Genomic DNA, 26384 nt, shown 5'->3' with positions numbered 1-26384 from the left:
GGCGCTTGAGGGCTTGGCGATGCTCACGCGCAAACAGCACGAACTGCTGATGTTCATCCACGAACGGATCCAGGAGACGGGCGTCTCTCCCTCGTTCGACGAGATGAAGGAGGCTTTGGACCTGGCCTCCAAGTCGGGCATCCACCGGCTGATCACAGCGCTGGAGGAGCGCGGCTTCATCCGCCGCCTCGCCCACCGCGCCCGCGCGCTGGAAGTGACCAAACTGCCCGAACAGGCGACCGCCGGCGCGCCGCGCGGCCGGGCCGGGTTCAAGCCCGACGTGATCGAAGGCGGCGCACCGGTTCGCGAGACCGCGCCTATGGCCGCCAACGACACGCGCGATCTGCCGCTGTTGGGCAAGATCGCCGCCGGCACTCCCATCGCCGCCATTCAGCATGAACAGGACCGCCTACCGGTGCCGGAATCCATGCTCGGCAAGGGCGATCACTACGTGCTGGAGATCGAGGGCGATTCTATGATCGAGGCCGGCATACTGAACGGCGATCTGGTGGTGATCCGGCGCGGCGACACCGCGACCAATGGCGAGATCGTCGTCGCCCTGGTCGAGGGCGAGGAAGCCACCCTGAAGCGCCTGCGCCGCAAGGGCGGCTCCATCGCGCTTGAACCGGCCAACCGCAACTATGAGACCCGCATCTTCGGCCCTGATCAGGTGGAGGTTCAGGGCAAGCTGGTGGGGCTCATGCGCCGCTATCACTGACATCGGGGTCGGGTTGGCGCGTCCAGGGACGGTTGCCGCGCACGTCGGTCGTCCAGACCGCGCGCCAGCCGACGCCATCGCGCCATAGTTCGACCGCCCCGCCCTTAGAGAAATCCACCCCGTCCAGAACCAGACGGCCGGCGCAGGATGCGGGAATATCTGGGACGGCGGCGCGGAGTCCGACGACCTCGGCCGTTTCGCACAATGCCGCCAGACGTTCGGGATCGGGCGCCCGCCTGCCCCACCATAATGCGATCGGTCCAGCAACAGGGCTTTGGGGCCGGCACGAGAAGCGATCGCAGGTCCAGCCGTCCATTTCCCGCTTGGTCAGGGCCAGCCCCCTTCGCCGGGACCACAGGTCTGCGGCGAACTCTCGCACGCCTGGCCACACGACGACCGCCGCGCCGTGCCGATTGAAGGCCGCGTTTGTTCCGCCGTCCCCGATCCAAAGGTCAGGCGCCGACGGACGGGGCCAGATCAGCACCGCCGCCGCCAGCGGCAAACCCATCCAGCGTAGCCGCCCGCGCCACAGGCAGATGAACAGCACGCCGACGAAGGCGATGGGCAGAACGACGTCGGGCGCGCTCGGTATGGTTCTAACGGCCCCCGGTAAGCTGGCCGTCCACGACCCGATCGCCAGCATCAGATCGACGCCCCATCCCGCCACCGCCAGGAAGGGGCCGCCCAGCCCCAGGGGTTCGAGCGCCGCACCCAGCGCCAAGGCCGGCATCAAAATGAAGTCCGCCACCGGCGATGTGCCGAGATTGGCCAGCAGGCCATAGACGGCCGTGCGGTTGAAATGCTGCATGGAGAATGGCCCGGTCGCCATGCCGGCGACCAGGCTGGCCGCCACCGCCGCCGTGATCCAGCCGGCGAACCGCTGTATCGCCAGGATCGGCCAGGGTGCGGAAATTTCGCGCGGTCGCTTGGGCCAGGCCTCGACCAAGGCCACCAGCGCCGCGGTCGCCGCGAACGACATCTGAAAGCCGGGCGTAACGACAGCCTCCGGCTGGATGGCCAGCACGACGAAGGCCGCAACCGCCAGGCCGTGCATGGTCACCGCCTGCCGATCCAGCAGGATGGCGAGAAAGGCGATGGCGGCGGTGATGGCGGCCCGCTCGGCCGGCGGCGGCGCGCCGGACACCACCAGATAGACCCCCACCGCGACCAGGCCCGCCAAAGCCGCGACCTTCTTGCCCGAAACCCGCAGCGCCAACCAGGGCCATGCCGCGACGCCAAGGCGTACGGCGAAGAAGACGAAGCCGCCGACGATGGCCATGTGCAGACCCGACACCGACAGGATATGCGCCAGACCGGAATCGCGCATCACATCCATGTCTTCCTGACTGATCCAGGTCTCGTGGCTGGTGGTCATGGCGGCCGCGATCCCGCCCGTCCGCTGGCCCAACCGCGCCACGATGCGCTGAGCCAGGGCGTAGCGCGCGCCGTTCACCGCCATCTCCAGCCGCAGGCGCCACGGCGGGCGGGGCAGGTCCGCCTCGCGCGTCTCTCCCAGCGCAAAGGCGACCCCGCCCATGCCCTGGAAGAAGGCGTTCCGGCCGAAATCGTAGGCGCCGGGACTGGCCGGCGCCGGCGGCGGATTGAGGATGGCGAACACACGTATGGCCCGGCCCGGTTCGGGCGGTTCGCCCCGCACGGTGGCGCGAAGGCGCACCGGCGTCTGGTCTGGCGCCAGGCCGCGAATCCAGACGGGAGCGATCACCACCCGGGCGCCGCGTTGGCCAGGGCTGTCCACATCGACCACCCAGGCCTCGATCGCCGTCGGCTCGCCGAGCACCGGTGCGATGGGGGCGGCGACGAAGCCAGTGCGCGCCTTGGCCGCCGCCAGGCCGCCCGCCAGACAGGCGATCAGCAGCAGGGGCCATGTGATGCGCCGCGTCATTCCCCGCGCCTTGGCCAAGCCCCAGAACGCAAAAGCCGCGACCGCCGCCAACACCAGCGGCCAGAACGGCGGCTCGGACCGCAGGGCGAAATAGAAGGCGCACCCGCCGCCGAACGCCACCGGCCCCCACAGCCGCCATCGCAGCGCCTGGGCGCCGACCTGATCGGCCAGCCAGGATTGCAATCGCGCGCCGGGGGTAGGCTTTGCCGCATCGGAGCGTATAAGGGCCTCGCCTACGGACCCCTCCCCCATGACCTCACCTTCTTCGACTGTCGTCACCCGCTTCGCCCCCTCGCCGACAGGCTATCTGCATATCGGCGGGGCGAGAACCGCCTTGTTCAACTGGCTGTACGCCAAGCGACACGCAGGGCGTTTCCTGATCCGTGTCGAAGACACCGACCGCGAGCGCTCCACCGATGAGGCCGTCAGGGCGATCTTCGACGGGCTGAGCTGGCTGGAGCTGTTCGCCGACGAGGAGCCTGTGTTCCAGTTCAGCCGCGCCGACCGCCACCGCGAGGTGGTCGATCAACTACTCGAAGCCGGCCACGCCTATCGCGACTTCACCTCCGCCGAGGAGACGGGCCGTCTGCGCGATGAGGCCAAGGCGGAGAAGCGCAGCTTCGAATCGCCTTGGCGCGACCGCGAGCCCACCGTTGACGATCTGGTTCTGCCCCACGTCGTGCGGTTCCGCCGGCCGCAATCGACCACGGTGACGGTGCCCGACGAGGTCCAGGGCGCGGTCAGTTGGTCGACCGACGATCTGGACGATCTGGTCCTACTGCGCTCGGACGGCGCCCCGACCTATAATCTGGCCGTGGTGGTGGACGATCACGACATGGGCGTGACCCACGTCATTCGCGGCGACGACCACCTGAACAATGCCGCGCGTCAGAGCCTGATCTACGACGCCCTGGGCTGGATGCGGCCCGTCTTCGCCCACATCCCGCTGATCCACGGGCCGGATGGCGCCAAACTGTCCAAACGGCACGGCGCCCAGGCGGTGCATGAATACGCCGAGATGGGCTATCTGCCGGAGGCCATGCGCAACTATCTGGCCCGACTGGGTTGGGCGCACGGCGACGACGAACTGTTCAGCGACGCCCAGGCCATCGCCTGGTTCGATCTGGCCGGCATCGGCAAGGCCCCAGCTCGGCTGGACTTCGACAAACTGGCCCACGTCAACGCCCATTGGCTGCGTCTGGCCGACGACGAACGACTGGCCAAGCTGGCGCTGGACGCTCACCTGCAGAAAGGGCACGTCCTGGCTGAGGCCGACGAGGCCCGGCTCCAGCGCGCCATGCCCTTCGTCAAGGACCGCGCCAAGACGGTGCTAGACTTGGCCGATCAGACCGCATTCGTGCTGAAGACCCGACCTCTGACGCTCGACGAAAAGGCCCGCGGCCTGTTGTCTGGCGAGACGCTGGATCGCCTGTCGCGACTGCGCGACCGGCTGGCCCTGTTCCAGTCCTGGGACGTCTTCGCCCTGGAGGCTGAACTGAAGGCCTTCGCCGAATCCGAGCGCGTGGGCTTTGGAAAAATCGGCCCGCCGATGCGCGCGGCGCTTACCGCAGGGTCAGCTTCGCCCGACATCGCACGAACTTTATCCGCTCTCGGTCGCGACGAAAGTCTCGGACGCTTGGATGATGCGCTGCAACAGACTAAGTGATCACCCACAAACCAAAAAGCGCCCGGCGCCTCCCCGCGCCTGGACGTATGATGCAAAGGGGCATTCATGACTGAACAAGCCAAAACCGCCGGCTCGGCGACCCTGTCCTTCGAGGACAAGACCATCGAGTTGCCGGTCCTTTCGGGCTCCACCGGCCCGGACGTCATCGACATCCGCAAGCTTTATGCGGGAACGGGCGCCTTCACCTTCGATCCCGGCTTCACCTCTACGGCGGCCTGTGAATCGGCCCTGACCTATATCGACGGCGACGCCGGCGTGCTGCTGCACCGCGGCTATCCCATCGATCAACTGGCGTCGAAGTCGAACTTCCTGGAAGTCTGCCATCTGATGCTGCACGGCGAACTGCCGACCGCCGCACAGTTCGAGAAGTTCGAAAACAGCATCACCACCCACACGATGCTGCACGCCCAGTTCGACCGCTTCTTCGAGGGCTTCCGCCGCGACGCCCACCCGATGTCGATCATGGTCGGCACGGTCGGCGCCCTGTCGGCCTTCTACCACGACAGCTTGGACATCCATGATCCGATCCAGCGCGACATCTCGGCCATCCGCCTGATCGCCAAGATGCCCACCATCGCGGCTCGCGCCTACAAATACCACGTCGGCCAGCCCTTCATCTCGCCGCGCAACGACCTGTCGTACGCCGAGAACTTCCTGCGCATGTGCTTCGCCGTGCCGGCCGAAGACTATCACGTCGATCCGGCCCTGGTTCGCGCCATGGACCGCATCTTCACCCTGCACGCCGACCACGAGCAGAACGCATCCACCTCGACCGTTCGCCTTGCCGGTTCGTCGGGCGCCAATCCGTTCGCCTGTATCGCCGCCGGCATCGCCTGCCTGTGGGGGCCGTCGCACGGCGGCGCCAACGAAGAGGCGCTGAACATGCTCAAGGAAATCGGCACGCCCGACAAGATCCCTGAGTTCATTCAGGGCGTAAAGGACCGCAAGTACAAGCTGATGGGCTTCGGCCACCGCGTGTACAAGAACTACGATCCACGCGCCAAGGTCATGCAGCAGTCGGCCTATGAAGTGCTGGCCGCCACGGGCCGCGAGAACGATCCGCTGTTCCAGGTCGCCAAGGAGCTGGAGAAGGTCGCCCTGTCGGACGAATATTTCACCTCGCGCAAGCTGTTCCCGAACGTCGACTTCTATTCGGGCATCACCCTGTCGGCGATGGGCTTCCCGACCACCATGTTCACCGTCCTGTTCGCCCTGGCCCGCACCGTGGGCTGGATCGCCCAGTGGCAAGAAATGATGTCGGATCCGTCGCAGAAGATCGGCCGCCCGCGCCAGCTGTACACCGGCCCGACCGAGCGCGATTACGTGGCCATCGACCAGCGCGGCTGATCGGCAGTCCAGCATCCGAAATGCAGAACGCCGGGGACCTCCCCGGCGTTTTCGTTTGGTCCATCAGACCAGGCGCAGATCCCGGAAACGCGCGGCCAGGTCGTCCAGGTCCCGGTGCATGTGGGCCGCGCCGATGGCGGCGGCGCCCAAGGCCATGTCGTCGCCCTCGACCGCGATGGACAGGGCCAGGCTCTGGTCGATGGGCCCCATAGGATCGGCGGCCTTGCCCCGCGACAGCGCTTCCAGCCGTTCGACGGCGCGCGCGGCGTCCTGGGACCAGGGCGTCAACCGCCCATCCGCCCCCTCGTCATGAAAACCACGGCCCAAGATGACGATGTCGCTGCGCACCCGCCAGAAGGCGCGGGCCAGGGCGGCCCGGTCGGCCGTCTCGCGCTGCACGCCAGGGAAGTCGACGACATTCTTGGCCGCCTGGGCCAGGGCGTCCAGACGCCGTTTCAAATCGGCGTGACGGCGGGTCAACTCGGCCGCATCCTTGGCGTCGCCCTTGGCCACAAGGGCCAGCAGCACGGCGGCTTCGCCCGCCGCTTCGCGGGCCTGAAGCTTGAACGCCTGGCGCGCATGACGCGGAAACAAGGCCAGTATGGCGACCACGCCGACCCCGCTGCCCACCAGGATTTCCATCACCCGATCCAGCGCCAAGGATGCGGGCCCCTCCGATCCCGCGCCCCCGGCGATGACGATGGTCGCCGTCACCGGGGCGATCTTCAACCAGGGGCGTCCGGCTCCCAAGAAGGCCAGCACCGCCGTCGAGACGGCGATGCTGAGGGCCAGGCTCTCCATGCCCGGCGGCCGGACGAAGGCGATCGCCGCGCCGACGAGTGCGCCAGTCATTGTGCCGAGCGCCCGGTCTCGCGCGATCGCCACCACCCCTCCCCCGACGCTGGCCTGCACCACCACAATGGCCGAGATCACGCTCCAATAGGGATGGGGCAGATGCAGAAGGGTGGCCAGATAAAGCGCGGCCGTCGCGGCCACCGCCATCTGCAGCGCCGCCCGCACCTCGGCCGCACGACGGGGGCTGAGGGCGCGGGCCACGGTCAGCTCGGCCCCGCGCCGACCTTGGCCGCGATGACGCGCAGAACGGCGTCGGCGGCCAGTTCCGACGGATCGGGCCCGCCGCGCCCCATCAGATCCAGCGCCGCCGTCTGGCGCCGCGCCTGCGCCTCGGCCATTTCGGGATCGGACAGCAGCCGACCGACGGCGGAAGCCAGCAGGGCCGGCGTCGCCTCGTGCTGAATGTATTCAGGCGCGATCTGGTCGTCGGCGGCGACGTTGAACAGGGTGATGTATTTGGCTGTCACCATCCGCTTCATCAGCTGATACGACAGGCCGTCGATCTTGTAGGCGATGACCATTGGCGCGCCAGCCAAGGCCAGTTCGGTCGAGACCGTGCCGCTGGTGGCCAGGGCCACATCGGCGGCGCGCATGGCGTCGTACTTCTCGGCCTCGTCCACCAGATGCACGCGGAAGGGCCAGGTCGCGATCCGGCCGGCGACGTCGTCGGCCACCGTGCCCGCGGCGATCACGGCGATCTCCAGTGCGGGGTCGATGGCCTTCAGCTTGCGCACCGTCTCCTCATAGACGGGGGTCATGCGCGCGATTTCGCTGGGCCGGCTGCCCGGCAAGACCAGCAGCAGTTTCGTGTCCGCCGCTATGCCGCGTCGCGCGCGAAAGGCCTTCCCGTCAGCATGGGCCATGTCGATATGCAGCGCAGACGAGCCGACCACGGTCGTCGCCAGACCCTCGCGCTCGAACCAGGGCGCATCAAAGCCATAGAGCGCCAGCAGATGATCGACCGCCCCGGCCAGCGTCCTGGCCCGACCGGGACGGGAAGCCCAGACCTGGGGGCCGACATATTTGATCAAGGCTACATCCGACCGCGCGGCTCGGATGGCCTGGGCGACGCGAATGGTGAAGCCCCAGCTGTCGATCAGGACCACGGCGTCCGGCCGTTCGCGCGCGGCCAAGGCCGCTGTCTCCGCGACCCGGCGCCTGACCTTGCCATAGGCGCGCAGACCCTCGATCCAGCCCAAGATCGACAGTTCGGCGATGTCGAACGGGCTGACCACGCCCTCTGTGGCCATTCGCGGCCCGCCGATGCCGACGAAGGCCACATCGTCGCCCAGCCGCGCCCGCAGCGCCTTGGCCAGGCCCGCGCCCAAGGCGTCTCCCGACGCCTCGGCCGCAACCAGCATGATCTTCAGGGGCCGGCTCATTGTTCCTCGCCCCAAACGAACAGGCCCAGCCGGTCCGCCGCCGCGACAATGCCAGGGCGGTCAATCAGGATCAGCCGGCCCGCGACCCCGCCGATGCCCGCCAGTCCCGCCGCCGCCGCCATCTCAACCGTGCGTGGCCCGATCACCGGCATGTCGACCCGCAGGTCCTGGATCGGCTTGGGCGCCTTGGCCAACACGCCCTTTCTGTCGGCAGTCGAACCCCGCAGGTCGGCCGGCAGATTGGCGACCCGCCCCAGCATGGCGTCCGTGCCCTCTTGAGCTTCGACCGCCAGCACCAGACCGTCGCACACGACAGCCCCTTGGCCGATATCCAGTTCGCCAGACCTTTCAGCGACGTGCAGCGCTTTCTTCAGGTCCGAAAGCTGCTCGGGCGTCGGAGTCAACGCGCCCAAGGCGCCGGGGGCCAGCGTCTCACCGCCTAGTATGTCGTCGGCGCCCTCGACCGCGAACCCCTCCGCCTCGAACACCGACAGTATCTTGCGCAAAAGAGCGTCGTCGCCCTTGGCCGCAGCGGCCACGATGCCGGGCAGCAGGGTCGCGCCCTTGAAGTCCGGCTTCAACGTCTTGAAATCAGGCCGGCTGACGATGCCCGCCAGACAGACCGCGCCGCATTTTTGAGCCTTCAACGCCTTCAGGATCGCGCCGATCTGGGCCATGCCGAAATCGTCGCCCGGCCAACGCGCCAGATGCGGGCCGGCAAACCCGTCCAGCCGCACAACATAGACCGCGCGCCCCTCGGCCTCGCAGCGCTGGGCCACCGCCTGCGGCAGATCGCCGCCGCCCGCGATCAGACCCAGTTTGACGCTCATTCCGCGTTCGGCAGGCACAGCGGCCGCCTGCCGCCCTCGCGGATGAAGGTCAGGATTTCCATGATCTCGGGCAGGTCGGAATAGCGGGCGGCGACACCCTCGAGGCGCCCCGCGAACTCGCCCCCGCCTTCGAACAGTTCGCGATAGGCGGCCAGCAGACGCCGCACCTGATCCTTGCCATAGCCCTTGCGCTTCAGGCCGATCAGATTCAGCCCTCTCAACCGCGCATGATTGCCCCAGGCCGAGCCATAGGGGATGACGTCGCGCGTCACGGCGGCCAGACCGCCGATTATGGCGCCCTGCCCCACCCGTCCGTTCTGATGAACCGCGCACAGGCCGCCCAGGAAGACCTTGTCCCCGACCTGGGCATGACCGCCCAGGGTGGCGTTATTGGCCATGACGACATTATCGCCCACAACGCAGTCGTGACCGATGTGGGCGCCGGTCATGAACAGATTGTTCGACCCGATCACCGTGACGCCCGTCCCCTGCGGCGTCCCCCGGTTGAAGGTGCAGTGTTCGCGGATCAGGTTGTTGCGCCCGATCTCGAGCCTCACGGCCTCCCCCCTGTAGCCATTGTGCTGCGGATCGCCGCCGATGACGGCGAAGGGATGGATCGAGGTGTCCGCCCCGACCGCGGTGTCCTGCTGGATCACGACATGGCTGACCAGCCGCACATTCTCGCCCAGCGTCACGTTCGGCCCGACCGTGCACCACGGCCCTACCTGCACCCCGTCAGCCAGGAGGGCGGACGCATCGACGAGGGCGGTCGGGTGGATGCTCATCAGGCGGCCGGCTCCGGCACCGTCACCACCATGGCCATGAACTCGGCCTCGGCGGCCAGTTTGCCGTCGATAAAGGTCTCGCCCCGGAACTTGTAGGCGTCGCCGCGCGCCTTGATCACCTTGACCTCCATGCGCAACTGATCGCCGGGGCGGGCGGGTTTGCGGAACCGCACCCCGTCGATGGACATGAACATGATGACCTTGTCCGCCACCGCGACATCCAGCGTCTTGGACATCAGCAAGGCGCCGGTCTGGGCCATGGCCTCGACGATCAGCACGCCCGGCATAACCGGGTCGATGGGGAAATGGCCGGGGAAGAAGGGCTCGTTATGGGTGACGTTCTTGATGCCCACGATGGAGGTGCGGGGCACGAAGTCCTCGGCCTTGTCCACCAGCAGGAAGGGATAGCGGTGCGGCAGCCGCCGCATCACCTCGGCGTAATCGATCTTGCCGTCTTCGCTCATCCCTATGATTCCTTCGGGGCCTTCTTGGATGAGGCCTGTTTGGCGAGCCAGACGGTCTCGCGCAAGAACTGTCGGATCGGACGGGCCGGATAACCCGACCAGGTTTCGCCCGCCGGAACGTCAGCCAACACCCCGGCGCCGGCCGCGATACGGGCGCCCTCGCCGATCGTGATGTGATCGCCGATCCCCGCCTTGCCGCCGAAGATGACGTTGTCGCCGACCGTGACCGAGCCGGAAATGCCCGTATTGGCGACCAGCAGGCAGTTGCGCCCGATGACGCAGTTGTGGCCCACCATGACCAGATTATCGATCTTGGTGTTTTCGCCGATGACGGTGTCGTCATAGGCGCCGCGGTCGATGCAGCTGTTGGCGCCCACCGTCACCCCATCCTGAAGGATAACCCGGCCCAGCTGCGGAATGTCCATCACCCCGGCCTGGGTTCCGGTCGCGCCAAAACCCGCCTCGCCGATCCGCGCCCCGGCATACAGTTTCACCCGGTCGCCGATCAGGGCGAAACCGACGCTGACGTTGGCGCCGATCGCGCAGTCGCGTCCGATCTGGACGCCCGGCGCAATCACGCTGTTGGCCCCGATGCGAGAGCCGCGACCGATGCGAACGCCCGCGCCCAGCACGGCGCCCGGCTCGATCACGACGCTGTCGTCTTCGGCCGCCTCCGCGCGCGCGATGGCGGCGTCCAGCAGGATCGGCCGATGCAACAGGATCGACGCCTTGGCCCAGGCGGCCTGTGGCGTGCGGGAAACGATCACGGCGGCGTCCGCCGGCGCCGCGTCAACGGCCTCCGACGGCAAGATCACGCACCCGGCGCGGGTTTCCTTCAGCGCTCCGGCGAACTTGCGGTCGCCCAAAAACGCGATCGCGCCCCCGTCCGCTGAGGACAGGGGCGCGACGGAGGCGATCATGCGATCCCCGCCCCGTTCGACCTCCCCGCCGATCCTGGCCGCCAGTTCGGCGACACTGAGGGGCGACAGGGTTTCGAAAAAGCGGGAATCGGGCATCGAGACTTAGCGCGCGGCCGCCGGCTGAGCCTGCGTCTGAGCCGGCACGGTCATGCGGTTGAAGCTGAGCGTCGGCAGGGCGGTGTTCAGGCGCTGGATGGCCAGATCGGTCACGTCCATGGCCGGGTTCATCATGAAGACGCTTTCGCGGTCCAGCAGCAGGCCGCAGCCCTTTTCCTGATACAGGGCGGTCAGGATCGGGGAGACGGCCTCGGTGATCGCCTGACGCTGCATGCCCAGGGTGTAGCGTAACTCGTTCTCGCGGGTGGCTTCCAGCTGCTGGGCTTCCTGCGCGCGCTGTTGCAGGGCCTGGCGGCGCTGTTGCAGTTGATCGGCCGGAAGGCTGGCGCCCGACGTCTGCAGTTGCTGGGCTTCGCTCTGGATCGCCGTGGCGTAGGGTTGCAGTTCGCCCTGAACTTCCTGGGCCAGTTGCTGCATGCGGGTTTCGACGGCCTGGCCAGCCGACGATTGGGCCAGCAGACGGGCGTTGTAATAGACGCACACGCCGGGGATCACCGGGCCGGGGTTGGCGGGGGCGGCGGACGCCTGTTGGGCCGTGGCCGCCGAGGCGGCGGTGGCGAGAAGCGAAGCGGCGGCGGTCGCCGCGATGATCAGAGCTTTCATGGGATTTCCTCGTGCGGTCGAAATGCCGCGATTAGAACTGGGTGGAGGTCGAGAAGCGGAAGGATTCGGTCTTGTCGTAGTCTTCCTTGGACAGGACCTTGGAGATGTCGAAGCGGATCGGACCCATCGGCGACTTCCAGTGGATGCTGACGCCGGCCGACGCGCGCAGCGACAGTTCGTCGGCGATGTTCGGGTTCACCGTCCCGGTGGAGGTCAGCTTGTAGCGATCATCCAGCACGCCCAGCGTACCGACATCGGCGAACAGCGACGTCTTGATGCCGTACTGCTCGGGCAGATAGTTCGGCACTGTCAGCTCGACCGTGCCGATGGCGTAGAAGTTGCCGCCCAGCGCATCGGTCGTGTTCAGATCGCGCGGCCCCATGCCGGCTGTCTCGAAGCCGCGGAAGCTGTTCCCGCCCTTGAAGAAACGATCGTTGATGCGGATCGGATCGCCGTTCCAGCCGCTGACATAGCCGGTTGAACCCTGCAGGCTGACCACCCAGTTGGGCGTGAACCCATAGTACCAGCTGGCGTCCGCCTCGGTCTTCACATAGTTCACGTCGCCGCCCAGACCGGCCAGATCCTGACGCAACGAGCCAGCCCAACCGCGCGTCGGCCGCACCGGATCATTGGTGTAGTTCATCTGCAGCGTATAGCCGACGGACGAGTTGATGAAGCTGCCCACCTGGTCGCACAGCGCGGACGAACCCTGCCCCACGCCAGAGCAATAGCCGAACGGAACGATGATCTCGTCCGACTTCAGGAAGTAGCGGGTGCTGAGCAGCATATTGCCGTTCAGCGGATAGGAGAGCCGCACCCCGCCGCCGGTCGAGCGGTAATCGTAGGACGAGTATTTGCTCAGGTCATAGCGCGAGTGGAACAGATCAAAGCCCGCGCGCAGGTCGCGGCCCAGGAACTTCGGCTCGGTGAAGCGGAAGTCGACCTGCTGACGCAGCGAACCCCACTCCAGTCGGGCCACCACGTTCTGGCCGCGTCCACGGAAGTTCCGCTCGGAGATGCCCAGGTTTACGGTGAATGAGTCGACCGAGCTGAAGCCCGCGCCGACCGACAGTTCGCCGGTGGGCTGTTCCTGAACGTTGACGTTGATGACCGTACGGTCCGGCGCGCTGCCGCGCGTCTCCTCAACCTTCACGTCCTTGAAGAAGCCCAGGGCGCGCAGGTTGTTGCGCGACCGCTCCATCAGGGCGCGGTTGAAGGCGTCGCCTTCCGTCAGCATCAGTTCGCGCCGGATCACCGGGTCGATGGTGCGGGTGTTGCCGACCACATTGATGCGGTCGATATAGACCCGCTGTCCCTCGGACACGTTGAAGGTCACGTCCACCGTGTCGGCGTCGGGATTGGCCCGATAGGTCGGATTGATCTCGACGAAGGCGTAACCGGCCGAACCCGCCGCAAACGTTAGGGCGTCGACCGCCTGTTCGATCTTGTCACTTTCGTACAGGTCGCCCGAGCGGATCGGGATCAGGCGCTGCAGGAAGTCGGCGTTCAGGCGGTCGTTCTGGGTGACGACCTTGACCTCGCCGAAGTTGTACTTGTCGCCTTCGTTCAGCGTCAGCGTCAGCTGGAACGCCTGATCGTCAGGCTGAAGTTCGGCGACAGAGGAAATGACGCGGAAGTCGTAATAGCCCCGGTTGGTGTAGAACTTGCGCAGTTGCTCCTGGTCGTATTCCAGGCGGTTGGGATCGTAGTTGTCGTTGTTGGAGAAGAACTTCCACCATGTCGACTTCTCGGTGACCATCACCCCGCGCACATCGCGGTCTGAGAAGGCATGGTTGCCCAGGATGTTGATCGCGCTGATGCCGGTCTGCGGCCCTTCGTTGATCTCGAAGATCACGTCCACGCGGTTCTGATCCAGCTGGACCAGCTTGGGCGTGACGGTCGCGGATATCCGGCCCTGCAGGCGATACAGTTCGACGATGGCGCCGACATCTTCCTGCACCTTGGCGCGGGTGTAGATGCCGCGCGGCGCCAGGGTGACCTCCTTGGTCAGCTTGTCCTGCGACAGCGCCTTGTTCCCCTCGAACACCACCTGGTTGATGATCGGGTTTTCCTTGATCTGAACGATCAGGTCGCCGTTCTGCACGCCCAGTTGCACATCGGCGAACAGGCCGGTGCGCGACAGGGTGCGCACCGCGACATCCAGCACAGAGGCGTCCACCGCATCGCCGGGACGGATCGGCAGGTAGGACAGAACCGTCGTCTGATCGATCCGCTGCGCGCCCTGCACGATGATGCGGTTGATCGTGATCGTCTGGGGCGCGGCGATCTCGACGCGCGGAGTCTGTTCGGCGGCGGCGCCTTGGGGAGCAGGTGTGGGCGCCGGCGTTGCGGGCGTGGCTTGCGCCGGTGCGGTCTGCGCCAGGGCGGGTGCGCCGAGGCCTGCGGCGACGGCTAGCGCCAGCAGGCTGGAACGGGCGCTCAATCGAACGGCGGCGCGAGAGGTCATGTCATTCATTCGGGAAACCATCGGGGGCTGGCGTCGGCTCAAGAGACGAGCCCGCCGAGGAATTGGAAGAGGTTGAGCTTCTGTAGGTCGTTCCACGTCGCGAACAACATAAATCCCGCCAAAAGCGCAAGACCTGCGCGATAGCCCATCTCCTGGAACCGCGCCGACACAGGTCGCTTGGCCACGGCCTCATAGCCGTAGAAAAGCAGATGCCCGCCGTCGAGGATCGGAATGGGAAGCAGATTTAGAAAGCCGATTCCGATCGAAAGTATGGCGGCCAAGGTCGTGAGCGTCAGAAGCAGATTGATCGCCATCTGACCGGGCGCCGGGCTGGCCTCGACCGCAGCGGTCGTCAGCGATCCGGTGGCCTTGGCGATGCCCAACGGTCCGCTGAACTGATCGCCGGACTCTCGGCCGGTCACCAGGCGTCCAAGATAGGTCAGGGTCGAGCCGATCACATCACCGGTCTGGCGCACGCCCTCGACCACGGCGCTGACGGGGCCATAGCGGACGTGTCGAACGTCGGCGGCGGTCGACCCCAGGCCCAGACCGATGCGGCCGACCTTGACGCGGCCGGCGACCGGGTCGTTCTCCTCGCGCCGCTCAGGCACCGCCGTCAGGTGCAACGTCTGTGCGCCGCGCTCTACCGTGAACCGCACGGGATCGCCGGTCGACAGCATGACAGTGCGCGTCACCGCGCTGCCGTCCTTGATCGCCTTGTCGTTCACGCCCGTGATCAGGTCGCCGACCTGGAAACCGGCGGCGGCAGCCGGCGATCCCGCCTGCACCTGGGCCACGCGCGCCGGACGCAGTTGGACGCCCACAGCCATGAAGACGATGGCGAAGATTGTGATGGCCAGGATGAAGTTGGCGACAGGCCCGGCGGCGACGACCAGGGCGCGCTGCCATACGGGCTTAAAGTGGAAATAGTCGCGCTCGGCGCCTGGCCCGCTCTGGGCGACGACACGCTGGCGCAGTTCGTTCAGCCCCGCCTGATCCGGCACGCTGGACGCATCCAGATCGCCGGAAAACTTCACATAGCCGCCCAGCGGCAGCCAACCCAGCCGCCACTCTATGCCGTGCCGATCAGTGCGACTGAAGACGGCCTTGCCGAAGCCGACCGCGAAACGATCCACCTTCACGCCGAAGGCGCGCGCGACCAGGAAGTGACCCAGTTCATGGATGGTGACGATAAAGGTCAGCACCAGCAGGAAAGGCACGATGTAGATCAGGATCTGACCCAGGACGCCCAGCATTCGAAAATCGTCTCCCCCGACCGATCAGGCCGCGCTCGCCAGTCCAGCGATTATGGAACGGGCCATCAGACGAACCTCGGCATCGACCGACAGGGCCGCGCCGCAGGCGTCTCCAGAGCCGAAAACCATCCCCGCTTTCGTCGCACGTTCAAGGGTTTCGGCGACGACTGCGGCAATATTGAGAAAGGCCAGCGTCCGGTCAAGAAAGGCGAAGGCTGCGACCTCGTTGGCGGCGTTGAAAACGGCCGGCGCCGCGCCCCCGGCCTTCAGCGCCTGACGCGCCAGATCCAGGGCCGGGAAGCGCGCCAAATCCGGCGCCTCGAATGTCAGTCTGCCCAGCGTGGCCAGGTCCAACTGGGGCGCTGGCCAGGCGATGCGGTCCGGCCAGGCTAGGGCGCAGGCGATCGGCGTGCGCATATCCGGCGGCCCCATCTGCGCCAGAGTGGATCCATCCACATATTCCACAAGGCTGTGGATGATCGATTCAGGGTGGACCACCACGTCGATCCGATCCTGCGGCATGTCGAACAGATAGGCCGCCTCGATCATCTCCAGGCCCTTGTTGGCCATGGTGGCGCTGTCGACAGAAATCTTGGCCCCCATGCTCCAGTTGGGGTGGGCCACCGCCTGCTCCGGCGTGATCGCCCCCATATGCTCACGCGGGGTCTGCCGGAATGGCCCGCCCGAAGCGGTCAGGATCAGCTTGGACACCCGCTCGGGCGCCTCCGCCGGAAAGACTTGAAAGATGGCGGAGTGTTCCGAATCGACCGGGATCAGCCGTCCCCCTGCCCGCCTGACCCGCTCGATCAAGGCGGGACCGCAGCAGACCAGGCTCTCCTTGTTGGCAAGGGCCAGGGTCGCGCCCGTCCCCGCCGCCGCCCAGGCCGACTTCAGACCCGCGGCCCCCACGATTGAGGCCATGATCCAATCTGCCGGTCGGGTCGCCGCCTCCACGATGGCCGCCTCGCCGGCCGCCGCCTCGATGTCGGTTCCGACCAGGGCGACCCGCAGGTCGTCCAAGCGCGCCGGATCTGCGGTGACCGCCACCCTGGGCTTCCACCGCCGGGCCTGTTCGGCCAGCTTTTGGATATTGGCGCCGCCCGTCAGGGCCTCGACTTCGAAGGCCCCGGTTCCCGAGGCCTCGGCCTGGGCCATCAGGTCCAGGGTCGAGGAACCGACCGAGCCGGTGGCGCCCAGCACCGTGACGCGACGATGAATCACGCGCCACGCTCCAGCATCAGAAGCAGCAATCGCCCGGCCGCCACCACGACCACGGCGAACATCAGCCCGTCGACGCGGTCGAGCAGACCGCCGTGGCCGGGAATGGTGTTGCCGGCGTCCTTGACCCCGAACCGCCGCTTCAACGCCGACTCCCACAGGTCGCCCGCCATGGTGGCCAGCGCGGCCGCCAGGCCCAGGATGGAGCCCCAGATCACGGTCAAGGCCCCCATATCGACCCAGGTCGTCATCAAGCCGCCGGCGACCGCGCCGGCCAATATGCCGCCGATGAAGCCGGACCAGGTCTTGTTGGGCGAAAAGCGGGGCCACAGCTTAGGCCCGCCAAAGGTCGAACCGGCCAGATAGGCGACGATGTCCGCCGACCAGGCCACCGCGAACACCAGCACGGTCCAATGCAGTCCGATGGGGCTGTCGACGCCGCGCAGCCAGATCAGCAGAACGGCAGGCCATCCCAAATAGAGCACGCCATAGGCCGCATCCAACGCCTCCTGCCCTCGACTGCGGGCATAGACGCCAGCGGCGGCCGCCCCGAACACCAGCATGATGAAGGCCACCGACATCACGCCGAAATGCGCGCTGATCACGGCCGCGACGACGCCGAAGCCGACGGCCCCGCCCATCACGCGCCGGGCGTGGGGCGCGCTCATCGCCGCCCATTCGAACGCCAGAACGATGCTGGCCGCCACCATCAGAGCCAGGAACCAGACGCCGCCGGCCCAGGTCGCAGCCACGGCGGCCGGCGCCAGAACCACGGCGGATGCAGCGCGCAGCGCGATGTCGCGAGGCTTGACCGCCATCAGGCTGTTTCGCGCAAGGGCGGGACAACACGGCCGCCATACCGGCGGTCGCGCCGTCCAAAGGCTTGGATGGCCTCGGCCAGGGCCTTGGGACCGTAGTCGGGCCACAGGATGTCCTGGAAGACCAGTTCGGCGTAGGCGGCCTCCCACAACAGGAAGTTCGACAGCCGCTGCTCGCCCGATGTCCGCACGATCAGATCCAGCGGCGGCGAACCGGCCGTGGTCAGTCCGGCCTCCAGGGCCTGTTCCGTAAGGGGTTCGGTCGTCTCGCCGGCCGCCATCCGCGCCATGTGCCGACGCGCGGCGTCCACCAGATCGGCGCGACCGCCATAGTTGAAGGCGACCTGCAACAGGAACTGGTCGTTGTGCGCCGTCTGCGCCTCGGCCCTGTCGATGATGGCCGCGATGTCGGCGGGCAGCCCTTCGCGCCGGCCCAGTATCCTCAGGCGGACGCCCGCCTTCTCCAGCCGCGCCAGATCGCTGGCCACATAGGTCCGCACCAGACCCATCAGGTCCGACACCTCGTCCTCGGGACGGCTCCAGTTCTCGGTCGAAAAGCCGAAGACGGTCAGGCATTCGATGCCCAGGTCCGGAGCCGCCTGGATGGTGCGTTTCAACGCCTGCACGCCCTCGCGGTGGCCCAAGGCGCGCGGCAGTCCCCGCGCCTTGGCCCAGCGGCCGTTGCCGTCCATGATGATGGCGACATGGCGCGGACCCGCGAGGCTCGGCCCTGAAGAGGCGGCGCTGTCTGCCGTCATCTGTCGTGCGATCCCTTCAGGCCCAAGCCGTTTCGCCTCAGACCTGCATGATCTCTTGTTCCTTGGTCTTCAAGGCCTCGTCGATGCGCTTGATGGCCGCGTCCGTGTCCTTCTGGACCTCGGTCTCCATCTTCTTCTGCTCGTCCTGACTGATGTCGCCGGCCTTTTCGGCCTTCTTCAGGTCGTCATTGGCGTCGCGGCGGACGTTGCGGACCGAAATCTTCTGCTGCTCTGCGTATTTGCCGGCCAGCTTGACCAGATCCTTGCGGCGCTCCTCGGTCAGCGGCGGCACGGGAATGCGCAGGGTCTGACCATCGACAATGGGATTCAGTCCCAGGTTGGCGTTGCGGATCGCTTTCTCGACGGCGACGACCATGCCCTTGTCCCAGACGCTGACGCTGATCATGCGCGGCTCGGGCACGCTGATGGCGGCCACGGCGGTCAGCGGCGAGGCCGAACCATAGGCCTCGACCCGCACAGGCTCCAGCAGGCCGGCGTTGGCGCGGCCGGTGCGCAGGCCGCTGAACTCTTCCTTCAGGGCGGCGACCGAACGGTCCATCCGGTCGCGATAGGTCTTGAGATCGGGTTTTGCCATGGTCTTGGTCTCTCTTCGTTTTTCCTGGTCGTGCGGACGCTTAAGCGACGTCCTGAATGACCGTGAACGTGCCTTCGCCGGTCAGGGTCCGGCGAAGCGAATTGTCTTCCCGGATCGAGAAGACCACGATGGGAATGCCCGTGTCGCGCATCATGGCGATGGCCGAGGCGTCCATGACCCGCAGATCCTTGGCCAGCACGTCCTGATAGGTCAGGGTTTCGTAACGGGTGGCGGTGGCGTCCTTCTTGGGGTCGGCGGTATAGACGCCATCGACGCTGGTGCCCTTCAGCAGGGCGTCGCAGCCCATTTCGGCGGCGCGCAGAGCGGCGCCCGAATCCGTCGTGAAGAAGGGAGCGCCCACGCCGGCGGCGAAGATCACAACCCTGCCCTTTTCCAAATGACGCAAGGCGCGCCGACGGATGTAGGGTTCAGCAATGGCGGCCATCGGAATGGCGCTCTGCACCCGTGTCGAGACGCCGATCTTCTCCAGCGCCGACTGCATGGCCAGGGCGTTCATGATGGTGGCCAGCATGCCCATGTAATCGGCCTGGGCGCGCTCCATTCCTGCGGCCGCCTTGGACAGGCCGCGGAAGATGTTGCCGCCGCCGATGACCAGGCAGATTTCGATCCCCTCGGCGGCGACGTCGGCGACGGCCTTGGCGACCGTGTCCACCGTCTTCATGTCCACCCCGAACGACTGATCGCCCATCAGCACCTCGCCGGAGACCTTCAGCAGGACGCGTTTGTAGCGGAAGGTTTTGGGGGCGTCGGGCATGTGCGGAGGGTCCGTTGGCTGCTGCGCCCTTGAATCAGGCGACTTCTTATAGACGAAGGGCGCGCCGGCCATCAAAGCCGAACGCGCCCTTCTGATACAAAACCCTCACGAATGAGGGGATAGGGGCTTAGTTGCCGCCCATCATGGAGGCGACTTCCGACGCGAAGTCGGGGCCTTCGACCTTCTCGACGCCTTCACCCAGCGCCAGGCGGACGAAGCCGGCCAGATGCAGATTGGAGGAGCCCAGTTCCTTGGCCGAGTTGGCGACCAGTTGTTCGATGGTCACGTCCGGGTCCATCACGAACGGCTGCTTGGACAGCACCACGTCCTTCTGGAACTTGTTGATCTGACCTTCCACGATCTTCTCGATCATGTTTTCCGGACGGCCTTCCTCCTTGGCCTTTTCGATCAGAACGGCGCGTTCCTTCTCGATGGCGGCGGGGTCCAGGTCGTCCGTGTTCAGCGACAGCGGCGCGGTGGCGGCGACGTGCATGGCGATCTTGCGGCCCAGTTCGCGCAGAGCGGTCTTGTCGCCCTCGCCTTCCAGCGCCACCAGAACGCCAATGCGGCCCACGCCCGGCGAAACCGCATTGTGGACGTAAGTCGAAACCACGCCTTCCGACACCGACAGGCGGGCGGCGCGGCGCAGTTGCATGTTCTCGCCGATGGTGGCGATCATGTTCGTCACTTCATCCTGGACCGTCTTGCCGGATTCCAGTTCGGCGCCGTGCAGGGCCTCGACCGAGTGGTGCTCCAGGCCCAGTTGGGCGAACGACTTGGCGGCGTTCTGGAACAGCTCGTTGCGGGCGACGAAGTCGGTTTCCGCGTTGAACTCGATGGCGGCGGCGACTTCGCCCTTGCCGTCTTCCTTGGACGCCACGGCGACCAGGCCCTCGGCTGCGACGCGGTCGGCCTTCTTGGCGGCCTTAGACAGGCCCTTGGCGCGCAGCCAGTCGATGGCGGCTTCGATGTTGCCGTCGTTTTCCTGCAAGGCCTTCTTGCAGTCCATCATGCCGACGCCCGAACGCTCGCGAAGTTCCTTCACGAGGGCGGCAGTGATCTCGGCCATGTTCTTCTCCTTGGGGGATTCGTATGTGGGAACGGCCGGACTGACTTAGCCCGGCCGTGTGTCATTTCGTCAGGCGGCGTTCGAAAACCCGAGCGCCGCCCTGCGGGCCATCAGCCCGTGGCCTTCTCGGTTTCGACCGCGTCGTTGGCTTCCGAAGTGGCGGCCTGGGCCGCTTCATCGGCGACGGCCGGTTGAGCGGCGGCTTCCAGCTCGGCGGCGGCGCCTTCCGTGCCGGCCGGAGCGGCTTCAGCGGCGACCGGCGCCGAGGCTTCGCGCAGCATCGGCTCGACCGGGGCTTCCGAAGCGCCCAGGTCCACGCCCGAGGCCGAGGCGCCAGCGGCCAGACCGTCCAGAACCGCGTCCGCGATCAGGTCGCAGTAGGTCTGGATAGCGCGCGCGGCGTCGTCGTTGCCGGGCACCGGATAGGTGATGCCGTCCGGGTCCGAGTTGGTGTCCAAAATGGCGATGATCGGGATGTTCAGCTTGCGGGCTTCCTGGATCGCGATCGCTTCCTTGTTGGTGTCGATCACGAACATGATGTCCGGAATCGAACCCATGTCCTTGATGCCGCCCAGCGACAGTTCCAGCTTGTCCTTCTCGCGCTGCAAGGTCAGCAGTTCCTTCTTGACGCGGCCTTCGCCGCCGTTCTCGAGGATGCCTTCCAGTTCGCGCAGACGAGCGATCGAGCCCGAGACGGTGCGCCAGTTGGTCAGCGTACCGCCAAGCCAACGGTTGTTCATATAGTACTGGGCGCAGCGCTTGGCGGCTTCAGCGACCGGCTCGGAAGCCTGGCGCTTGGTGCCGACGAACAGGACGCGACCGCCCTTGGCGGCGACGTCGCGCACGGCCACCAAAGCTTGGTGGAACAGCGGCATCGTCTGCGACAGGTCGATGATGTGGATGTTCGAGCGCGAGCCGAAGATGTAACGGTCCATCTTCGGGTTCCAGCGGTGCGTCTGGTGGCCGAAGTGGGCGCCCGCTTCCAGCAGGGTGCGCATCGAGAATTCAGGCAGAGCCATGATCGTTCAATCCTTTTTCCGATCAACGTGGCGCGGGGGATTAAAGGTCGACGACCCTCGGAATGGTGCGTGCCGGGATTTCTCCCCGAATCGCGCCTCACCCGCGTTGCGAAATGCGGGGGCCATGTAGGCGGGATGGCCTCGAATAGCAAGCGCTGCGTCGCGCGCAGCAGAAAGGCGGCCCCTCTCGAGACCGCCTTTCCCGATCAGCCCTAAGGCGTAATCCTTACTTCATCGCATCAAGCAGCGCTTGGGCGCGGTCGCGATGCGCGGTCACCGGGGCCACCAGTTCGCGCGCCAGCGTCGACAGGGCCGGAGCGTCCGTGTTGCCGGCGAAACCGTTAAGCAAGGTCAGGGCCTCGTTATGGGCGGCGACCTGCTGGTTCAGATAGACCTTGTCAAAGTCGCCGGGCGTGGCGGCGTTCAGGTTGTCGATCAGACCCTTGCGGCGCTCGTCCAGAGTGGTCGGGATGGCCACGTTCGGACCGGCGGTCGCGACTGCAGCGCCCAGCTTCTCGCCGGCGGCGGTGTGGTCCTTGGTGATCATGGCGGCCAGCGCCTTTACGTCGGCGTTGGTCGATTTGGCGGCGGCGATCTTGGCCGCTTCCAGTTCGTACATGTTGCTCGTGCCCAGACCGGTCACGAAGCCGTCCACGGTGTTGGCGCCCATGGTCATGGCCGAGGTCTGGCCGACGACGCCCGAAGTCGCGTCCTGGGTGGCGTTGACGGCTTCGCTGGCGTTCTGGCCGGCGCTGTCTCCACCTTGGTTGCACGCTGCGAGGAGAGCCAGCGAGGCGACGCTGGCGATGGCGAGATATTTCATTGGAACAGTCTCCCTATGGACTGACCAAACCCATCACGCGCCCGTGAGGTTCCGAAAAATCAACAGCTTGACCATAAGCTCACGCCTGCAAATCCCTATGCGTCCTCCAGCATGACCACACCCGGCGCGGATTTCAGCGCACCGCGCAATGCGCCGTCCAGGCGATAGCGTCCAGGCAATTTGACCTCGACCTCCCGCCCCTGCTCCAGCCCGGCGATCATCAGCGAAATCTCGCCGCCCTTGCCGATGGCGCCGGATCGGGCGCGCTCCAGCCGGCCCTTCAAGGCGTCGGCGTCGGCGGTTCGGGCCGAGACATGGATACGCAGGCCGATGTTGGCGTCGTCCAGCAGATTGTCCATGCGCGACGCATCGTCGCCGAAGAAACGCACCTCCCCTTCGGACGCCTTGGCGCGGACCCGCACCATGACAGAGGCGCCGGGCTCCAGCACCTCTCGGCATTTGCGCAGTTGTTCAGGCGGGAACAGGCATTCGAACTCGCCCGTCGGGTCCGAAAAGGTGACGAAGGCGAACTTTTCGCCTGTCCGGGCGCTGGCCCGTTCCTGTCTGCGCCGAACCATACCCGCCATCTGGAAGGCTTCGTGCCCCGATTCCGCCAGCGGGATGGCCTCGGCGACAAAGGTGACGCGCTTGCGTTTCAAGGCCGACGTCATCTCGTCCAGCGGGTGGCCCGACAGATAGAATCCCACGGCGGCCAGCTCGTGATCCAGCCGTTCCGGCCCAACCCAGGGTTCGACCGTCTTCAGGCGTGGGCGCGCTGCGTGAGCCTGATCGCCGCCAAACAGCGACACCTGCGACGAGGCCCGCTCGGCCGCCACGCTCTGGCAATAGGCCATCAGCACATCGGCCTGTTCGACCAACTGGCGGCGGTTGGGATGAATGCTGTCGAAGGCGCCGGCCTTGGCCAGGCCCTCCAGCGCGCGCTTGTTGACGCTGCGGGGATCGACCCGTTCGAGGAAGTCGAAGATGTCGGCGAACCGCCCGCCGGTCTCGCGCACTTCGATGACGTGCTTCATCGCCTCCAGGCCCACGTTTCGGATGGCGCCCAGGGCATAGAGGACCGCGCCCTTCGCATCGTCCCACGCCACGTCGAAGTCAGCGGACGAGCGGTTGATGTCGGGCGACAGCACCGGCACCTCGAAGCGACGCGCATCCTGATAGAAGACCGCCAGCTTGTCGGTGTTCGACAGGTCGAGACTCATCGACGCGGCGAAGAACTCGACCGGTTGATTGGCCTTCAGCCACCCCGTCTGGAATGAAATCAGGGCATAGGCGGCCGCGTGGGACTTGTTGAAGCCATAGCCCGCGAACTTGGCCACCAGGTCGAAGATAGAGCCGGACTGGCTCTCGGAGACTGACTTCTCGAGCGCGCCCTTGATGAAGCGCGCTCGCTGAAAGTCCATCTCCTCCTTCTTCTTCTTGCCCATGGCGCGACGCAGCAGGTCGGCCTCGCCCAGGCTGTAGCCCGCCAGGATCTGGGCGATCTTCATCACCTGTTCCTGGTAGATGATGACGCCATAGGTCTCGGTCAGCACCTCCTTCAGACTGGGGTGCAGATAGTCCACCTCGGCCCGACCGAACTTGCGGTCGATATAGGTGTCGATCATCTCCATCGGCCCCGGCCGGTAGAGGGAGATCAGGGCGGTGATCTCCTCGATGGAGCCGCAACGCATCTTGCGCAGGGTGTCGCGCATGCCCTGCGATTCCAGCTGGAACACCCCGACCGTCTGCCCCGACGCCATAAGTTCATAGGTGCGCGCATCGTCCAGCGGCAGCTGGTTCCATTCGGGCGCCGCGCCGCGCCGCTCCAGATAGCCCCGCGCCCGATCCAGCACGGTCAGGGTCTTCAGGCCCAGGAAGTCGAACTTCACCAGGCCCGCCGGCTCCACCCACTTCATGTTGAACTGGCTGGCCGGGATGGTCGAACGCGGGTCCTGATACAGCGGCACCAACTCGGTCAGCGGTCGGTCGCCGATGACGATGCCGGCGGCGTGGGTCGAGGCGTTGCGGTAAAGCCCCTCCAGCTCCAGCGCCGTCTCCAAAAGGGTCTTGACCGCCGGCTCGGCGTCCCTCGCCTCCTTCAGGCGCGGCTCCAACTCGATGGCCTGGGCCAGGGTCACGGGGTTGGCCGGGTTGTTCGGCACCATCTTGCAGAGCCGGTCCACCTGGCCCAGCGGCATCTGCAGCACACGCCCGACGTCGCGCAGCACCGCCCGCGCCTGTAGCGTGCCGAACGTGATGATCTGCGCCACCCGGTCCTTGCCGTAGTGGGCCTGGACATAGTCGATCACCTCTTCGCGCCGCTCCTGGCAGAAGTCGATGTCGAAGTCGGGCATGGAGACACGTTCGGGGTTCAGGAACCGCTCGAACAGCAGGCCGAACCGCAACGGGTCCAGATCGGTGATGGTCAGGGACCATGCCACCAGCGAACCGGCGCCGGACCCCCGCCCAGGCCCAACCGGAATGCCGTGGGTCTTGGCCCATTTGATGAAGTCCGACACGATCAGGAAGTAGCCAGGGAACCCCATCTGCTGAATGATCCCGACCTCCCACTCCAGCCGAGACCAATATTCCGCCTCGGGCACGGCGGGATCGACCTGAGTCAGGCGGACTTTCAGCCCCTCACGCGCCTGGTGAGCCAGTTCGTCCCCCTCTGACCGCCCTGCCCCGGTGTCGAAGCGTGGCAGGATCGGGGCGTGGGTCTGCACCAGGAAGGCGCAGCGCCGTGCGATGTCGATGGTGTTGTCGCAAGCTTCCGGCAGGTCGGCGAACAGGTCACGCATCGCCTCCGCCGACTTGAACCAGTGTTCTCCCGTGATGCGGCGACGGTCCTCCTGGCCGGTGAAGGCGCCGTCTGCGATGCACAGCAGGGCGTCGTGCGACTTCGCCTGGGCGGCCTTGGCGTAATAGACATCGTTGGTGGCGACCAGCGGGACGTCGTTGGCGTAGGCCCATTCCACCAGCCCCGGCTCGGCCCGGCGTTCATCGTCCAGGCCATGGCGCTGAAGCTCGACGTAGAACCGGTCGCCGAACGCGGCCTTCATCTCCGCCAGCGTCCCGACGCCCTCGGCGGTCTTTCCCTGGGCGAACAGCGGGTCGACCGGGCCGTCGGGGCCGCCAGACAGCAGGATCAAGCCTTCGGATCGCGCCACGACCTGGTCCCAGGCCACGCCCGGCTCGGCCATTTCGCCCGCGTCCAGATAGGCCGAGGACGACAGGGCGCACAGGTTCAGCCAGCCCGTCATATCCTGCGCCAGCAGAACAACGGTCGGCGTCTTGGCCCAGCGCGCATTGACCTGGCCGCCGACGCCTACGACCGGCAGGGCGCAGGCCACGATGGGCTGGACGCCGGCATCCTTGGCTGTCTGGCTGAACTCCAGCGCCCCGAACAGATTGGCCCGGTCCGCCACGGCGACGGCGGGCATACCCGCGTCCGCCGCCAGCTTGCCAACCTTGCTGGCCTTGATCGCGCCTTCCAGCAGCGAATAGGCCGACCGAACCCGCAGATGCACGAAACCCTGGCTCTTCATCCGCTGGCTCACTGGCTCTCCGTCTGGGCGACGCAACGTCCGCCTATCATCACCCTAAAGCGAGTCTCACATCCTGCGCCGCGCCACCATGGCAAACCCGATGCGGCGCTGCATCATCCCCAGAAGAACGGCGAACCGATGGTCGCGAGACTGGAAAACAGCGCCTCATCGTCTGAACTTGATTGAACCTATTGATGTTCGTCGACGCATTTCAGACGCCAACGCCCACCGGATCCTTCCTCAGACGGCGGTGACACTGAACGCCAACGTCCAGACCATCCAGACGAAACCGCCGCAGCAGGCCAACGACAACATATCCCTCATCAAACGCGGCATGGCTTTCCCGACCTCGAAAATGTTCTCTCTCTGTTCTATGTTCCCTGTGCGTTCTCGTCAAGCGCAGCGGTGATCGCCGCGACGGTCAGCC

The 26384-nt window shown here is 66.4% G+C and carries 23 protein-coding genes; 4 read left to right on the top strand and 19 right to left on the bottom strand.

All coding sequences use genetic code 11. From position 1 onward, the window contains the following. Positions 1-19: 19 nt before the first annotated feature. Entirely contained in the window at positions 20-718 is a 699-nt protein-coding gene (lexA, locus tag ACYX4P_RS10745; RefSeq protein WP_248116362.1) for a transcriptional repressor LexA, read from the top strand. Here the strand turns inward: lexA and ACYX4P_RS10740 are convergent. Then, entirely contained in the window at positions 699-2873 is a 2175-nt protein-coding gene (locus ACYX4P_RS10740) for a ComEC/Rec2 family competence protein (RefSeq protein ID WP_248116360.1), read from the bottom strand. The genes lexA and ACYX4P_RS10740 overlap by 20 nt on opposite strands. Here ACYX4P_RS10740 and gltX point away from each other — a divergent pair. Then, positions 2872-4287, top strand: a complete 1416-nt coding sequence (gene gltX / locus ACYX4P_RS10735; protein WP_248116358.1) for a glutamate--tRNA ligase — start codon at positions 2872-2874, stop codon at positions 4285-4287. The genes ACYX4P_RS10740 and gltX overlap by 2 nt on opposite strands. 66 nt (positions 4288-4353) lie before the next feature. Further along, on the top strand, positions 4354-5655 hold the full coding sequence (gene gltA, locus ACYX4P_RS10730; RefSeq protein ID WP_476069469.1) for a citrate synthase: 1302 nt from the start codon (positions 4354-4356) through the stop codon (positions 5653-5655). Between the two features lie 63 nt (positions 5656-5718). On the opposite strand, the gene ACYX4P_RS10725 is transcribed toward gltA, so the two are convergent. From ACYX4P_RS10725 to dnaE, 18 genes are all read right to left on the bottom strand, one after another. Continuing rightward, a complete protein-coding gene (locus ACYX4P_RS10725; protein WP_248116354.1) occupies positions 5719-6711 on the bottom strand; it encodes an FUSC family protein in 993 nt (330 codons plus the stop codon). A gap of 2 nt (positions 6712-6713) precedes the next feature. Further along, positions 6714-7892, bottom strand: a complete 1179-nt coding sequence (gene lpxB / locus ACYX4P_RS10720) for a lipid-A-disaccharide synthase (protein ID WP_248116351.1) — start codon at positions 7890-7892, stop codon at positions 6714-6716. Next, entirely contained in the window at positions 7889-8722 is an 834-nt protein-coding gene (gene lpxI, locus ACYX4P_RS10715) for a UDP-2,3-diacylglucosamine diphosphatase (RefSeq protein ID WP_292047590.1), read from the bottom strand. The genes lpxB and lpxI overlap by 4 nt, the downstream gene beginning before the upstream one ends. Continuing rightward, positions 8719-9507, bottom strand: coding sequence for an acyl-ACP--UDP-N-acetylglucosamine O-acyltransferase (lpxA, locus tag ACYX4P_RS10710; protein ID WP_248116347.1), 789 nt, complete (start codon positions 9505-9507; stop codon positions 8719-8721). The genes lpxI and lpxA overlap by 4 nt, the downstream gene beginning before the upstream one ends. Next, positions 9507-9971: a 3-hydroxyacyl-ACP dehydratase FabZ gene (fabZ, locus tag ACYX4P_RS10705; RefSeq protein WP_248116345.1), complete on the bottom strand. Its 465-nt coding sequence runs from the start codon at positions 9969-9971 to the stop codon at positions 9507-9509. Before fabZ ends, lpxA begins: the two co-directional genes overlap by 1 nt. A 2-nt stretch (positions 9972-9973) precedes the next feature. Continuing rightward, entirely contained in the window at positions 9974-10987 is a 1014-nt protein-coding gene (lpxD, locus tag ACYX4P_RS10700) for a UDP-3-O-(3-hydroxymyristoyl)glucosamine N-acyltransferase (protein ID WP_248116343.1), read from the bottom strand. A 6-nt stretch (positions 10988-10993) separates the two neighbouring features. Next, positions 10994-11611, bottom strand: a complete 618-nt coding sequence (locus ACYX4P_RS10695) for an OmpH/Skp family outer membrane protein (RefSeq protein WP_248116341.1) — start codon at positions 11609-11611, stop codon at positions 10994-10996. Positions 11612-11642: 31 nt separating this feature from the next. Beyond that, positions 11643-14087, bottom strand: coding sequence for an outer membrane protein assembly factor BamA (gene bamA / locus ACYX4P_RS10690; protein WP_476069464.1), 2445 nt, complete (start codon positions 14085-14087; stop codon positions 11643-11645). A gap of 29 nt (positions 14088-14116) precedes the next feature. Next, entirely contained in the window at positions 14117-15334 is a 1218-nt protein-coding gene (locus tag ACYX4P_RS10685; RefSeq protein ID WP_248116337.1) for a M50 family metallopeptidase, read from the bottom strand. Between the two features lie 24 nt (positions 15335-15358). Then, positions 15359-16555 (bottom strand): 1-deoxy-D-xylulose-5-phosphate reductoisomerase, encoded by a 1197-nt coding sequence (dxr, locus tag ACYX4P_RS10680; RefSeq protein WP_292047591.1) that lies wholly within the window; start codon positions 16553-16555, stop codon positions 15359-15361. After that, entirely contained in the window at positions 16552-17370 is an 819-nt protein-coding gene (locus ACYX4P_RS10675; RefSeq protein WP_248116333.1) for a phosphatidate cytidylyltransferase, read from the bottom strand. Before ACYX4P_RS10675 ends, dxr begins: the two co-directional genes overlap by 4 nt. After that, a complete protein-coding gene (uppS, locus tag ACYX4P_RS10670) occupies positions 17370-18128 on the bottom strand; it encodes a polyprenyl diphosphate synthase (protein ID WP_248116331.1) in 759 nt (252 codons plus the stop codon). The genes ACYX4P_RS10675 and uppS overlap by 1 nt, the downstream gene beginning before the upstream one ends. A gap of 37 nt (positions 18129-18165) precedes the next feature. Then, a complete protein-coding gene (gene frr, locus ACYX4P_RS10665; protein WP_292047592.1) occupies positions 18166-18723 on the bottom strand; it encodes a ribosome recycling factor in 558 nt (185 codons plus the stop codon). Positions 18724-18763: 40 nt separating this feature from the next. Continuing rightward, the gene (gene pyrH / locus ACYX4P_RS10660) at positions 18764-19498 is read right to left on the bottom strand and encodes a UMP kinase (protein ID WP_248116327.1); all 735 of its coding nucleotides are present in this window, start codon (positions 19496-19498) and stop codon (positions 18764-18766) included. A 127-nt stretch (positions 19499-19625) separates the two neighbouring features. Next, complete coding sequence (tsf, locus tag ACYX4P_RS10655; protein ID WP_248116325.1) at positions 19626-20567, bottom strand: translation elongation factor Ts; 942 nt, start codon at positions 20565-20567, stop codon at positions 19626-19628. Positions 20568-20677: 110 nt separating this feature from the next. After that, a complete protein-coding gene (rpsB, locus tag ACYX4P_RS10650) occupies positions 20678-21586 on the bottom strand; it encodes a 30S ribosomal protein S2 (protein ID WP_248116323.1) in 909 nt (302 codons plus the stop codon). 226 nt (positions 21587-21812) lie between these two features. Next, positions 21813-22409, bottom strand: coding sequence for a DUF4142 domain-containing protein (locus ACYX4P_RS10645; RefSeq protein ID WP_248116321.1), 597 nt, complete (start codon positions 22407-22409; stop codon positions 21813-21815). A 95-nt stretch (positions 22410-22504) separates the two neighbouring features. Next, positions 22505-25957: a DNA polymerase III subunit alpha gene (gene dnaE / locus ACYX4P_RS10640; protein ID WP_248117252.1), complete on the bottom strand. Its 3453-nt coding sequence runs from the start codon at positions 25955-25957 to the stop codon at positions 22505-22507. Positions 25958-26057: 100 nt separating this feature from the next. Between dnaE and ACYX4P_RS10635 the strand changes: the two genes are divergently transcribed. Then, complete coding sequence (locus ACYX4P_RS10635) at positions 26058-26366, top strand: hypothetical protein (protein ID WP_248116319.1); 309 nt, start codon at positions 26058-26060, stop codon at positions 26364-26366. Positions 26367-26384 lie beyond the last annotated feature (18 nt).

The sequence above is a fragment of the Brevundimonas sp. ABV4_179 genome (assembly GCF_056311945.1).
The sequence above is the reverse complement of the archived record's forward strand: the minus strand, read 5'-3'. Positions and strand labels throughout refer to the sequence as shown.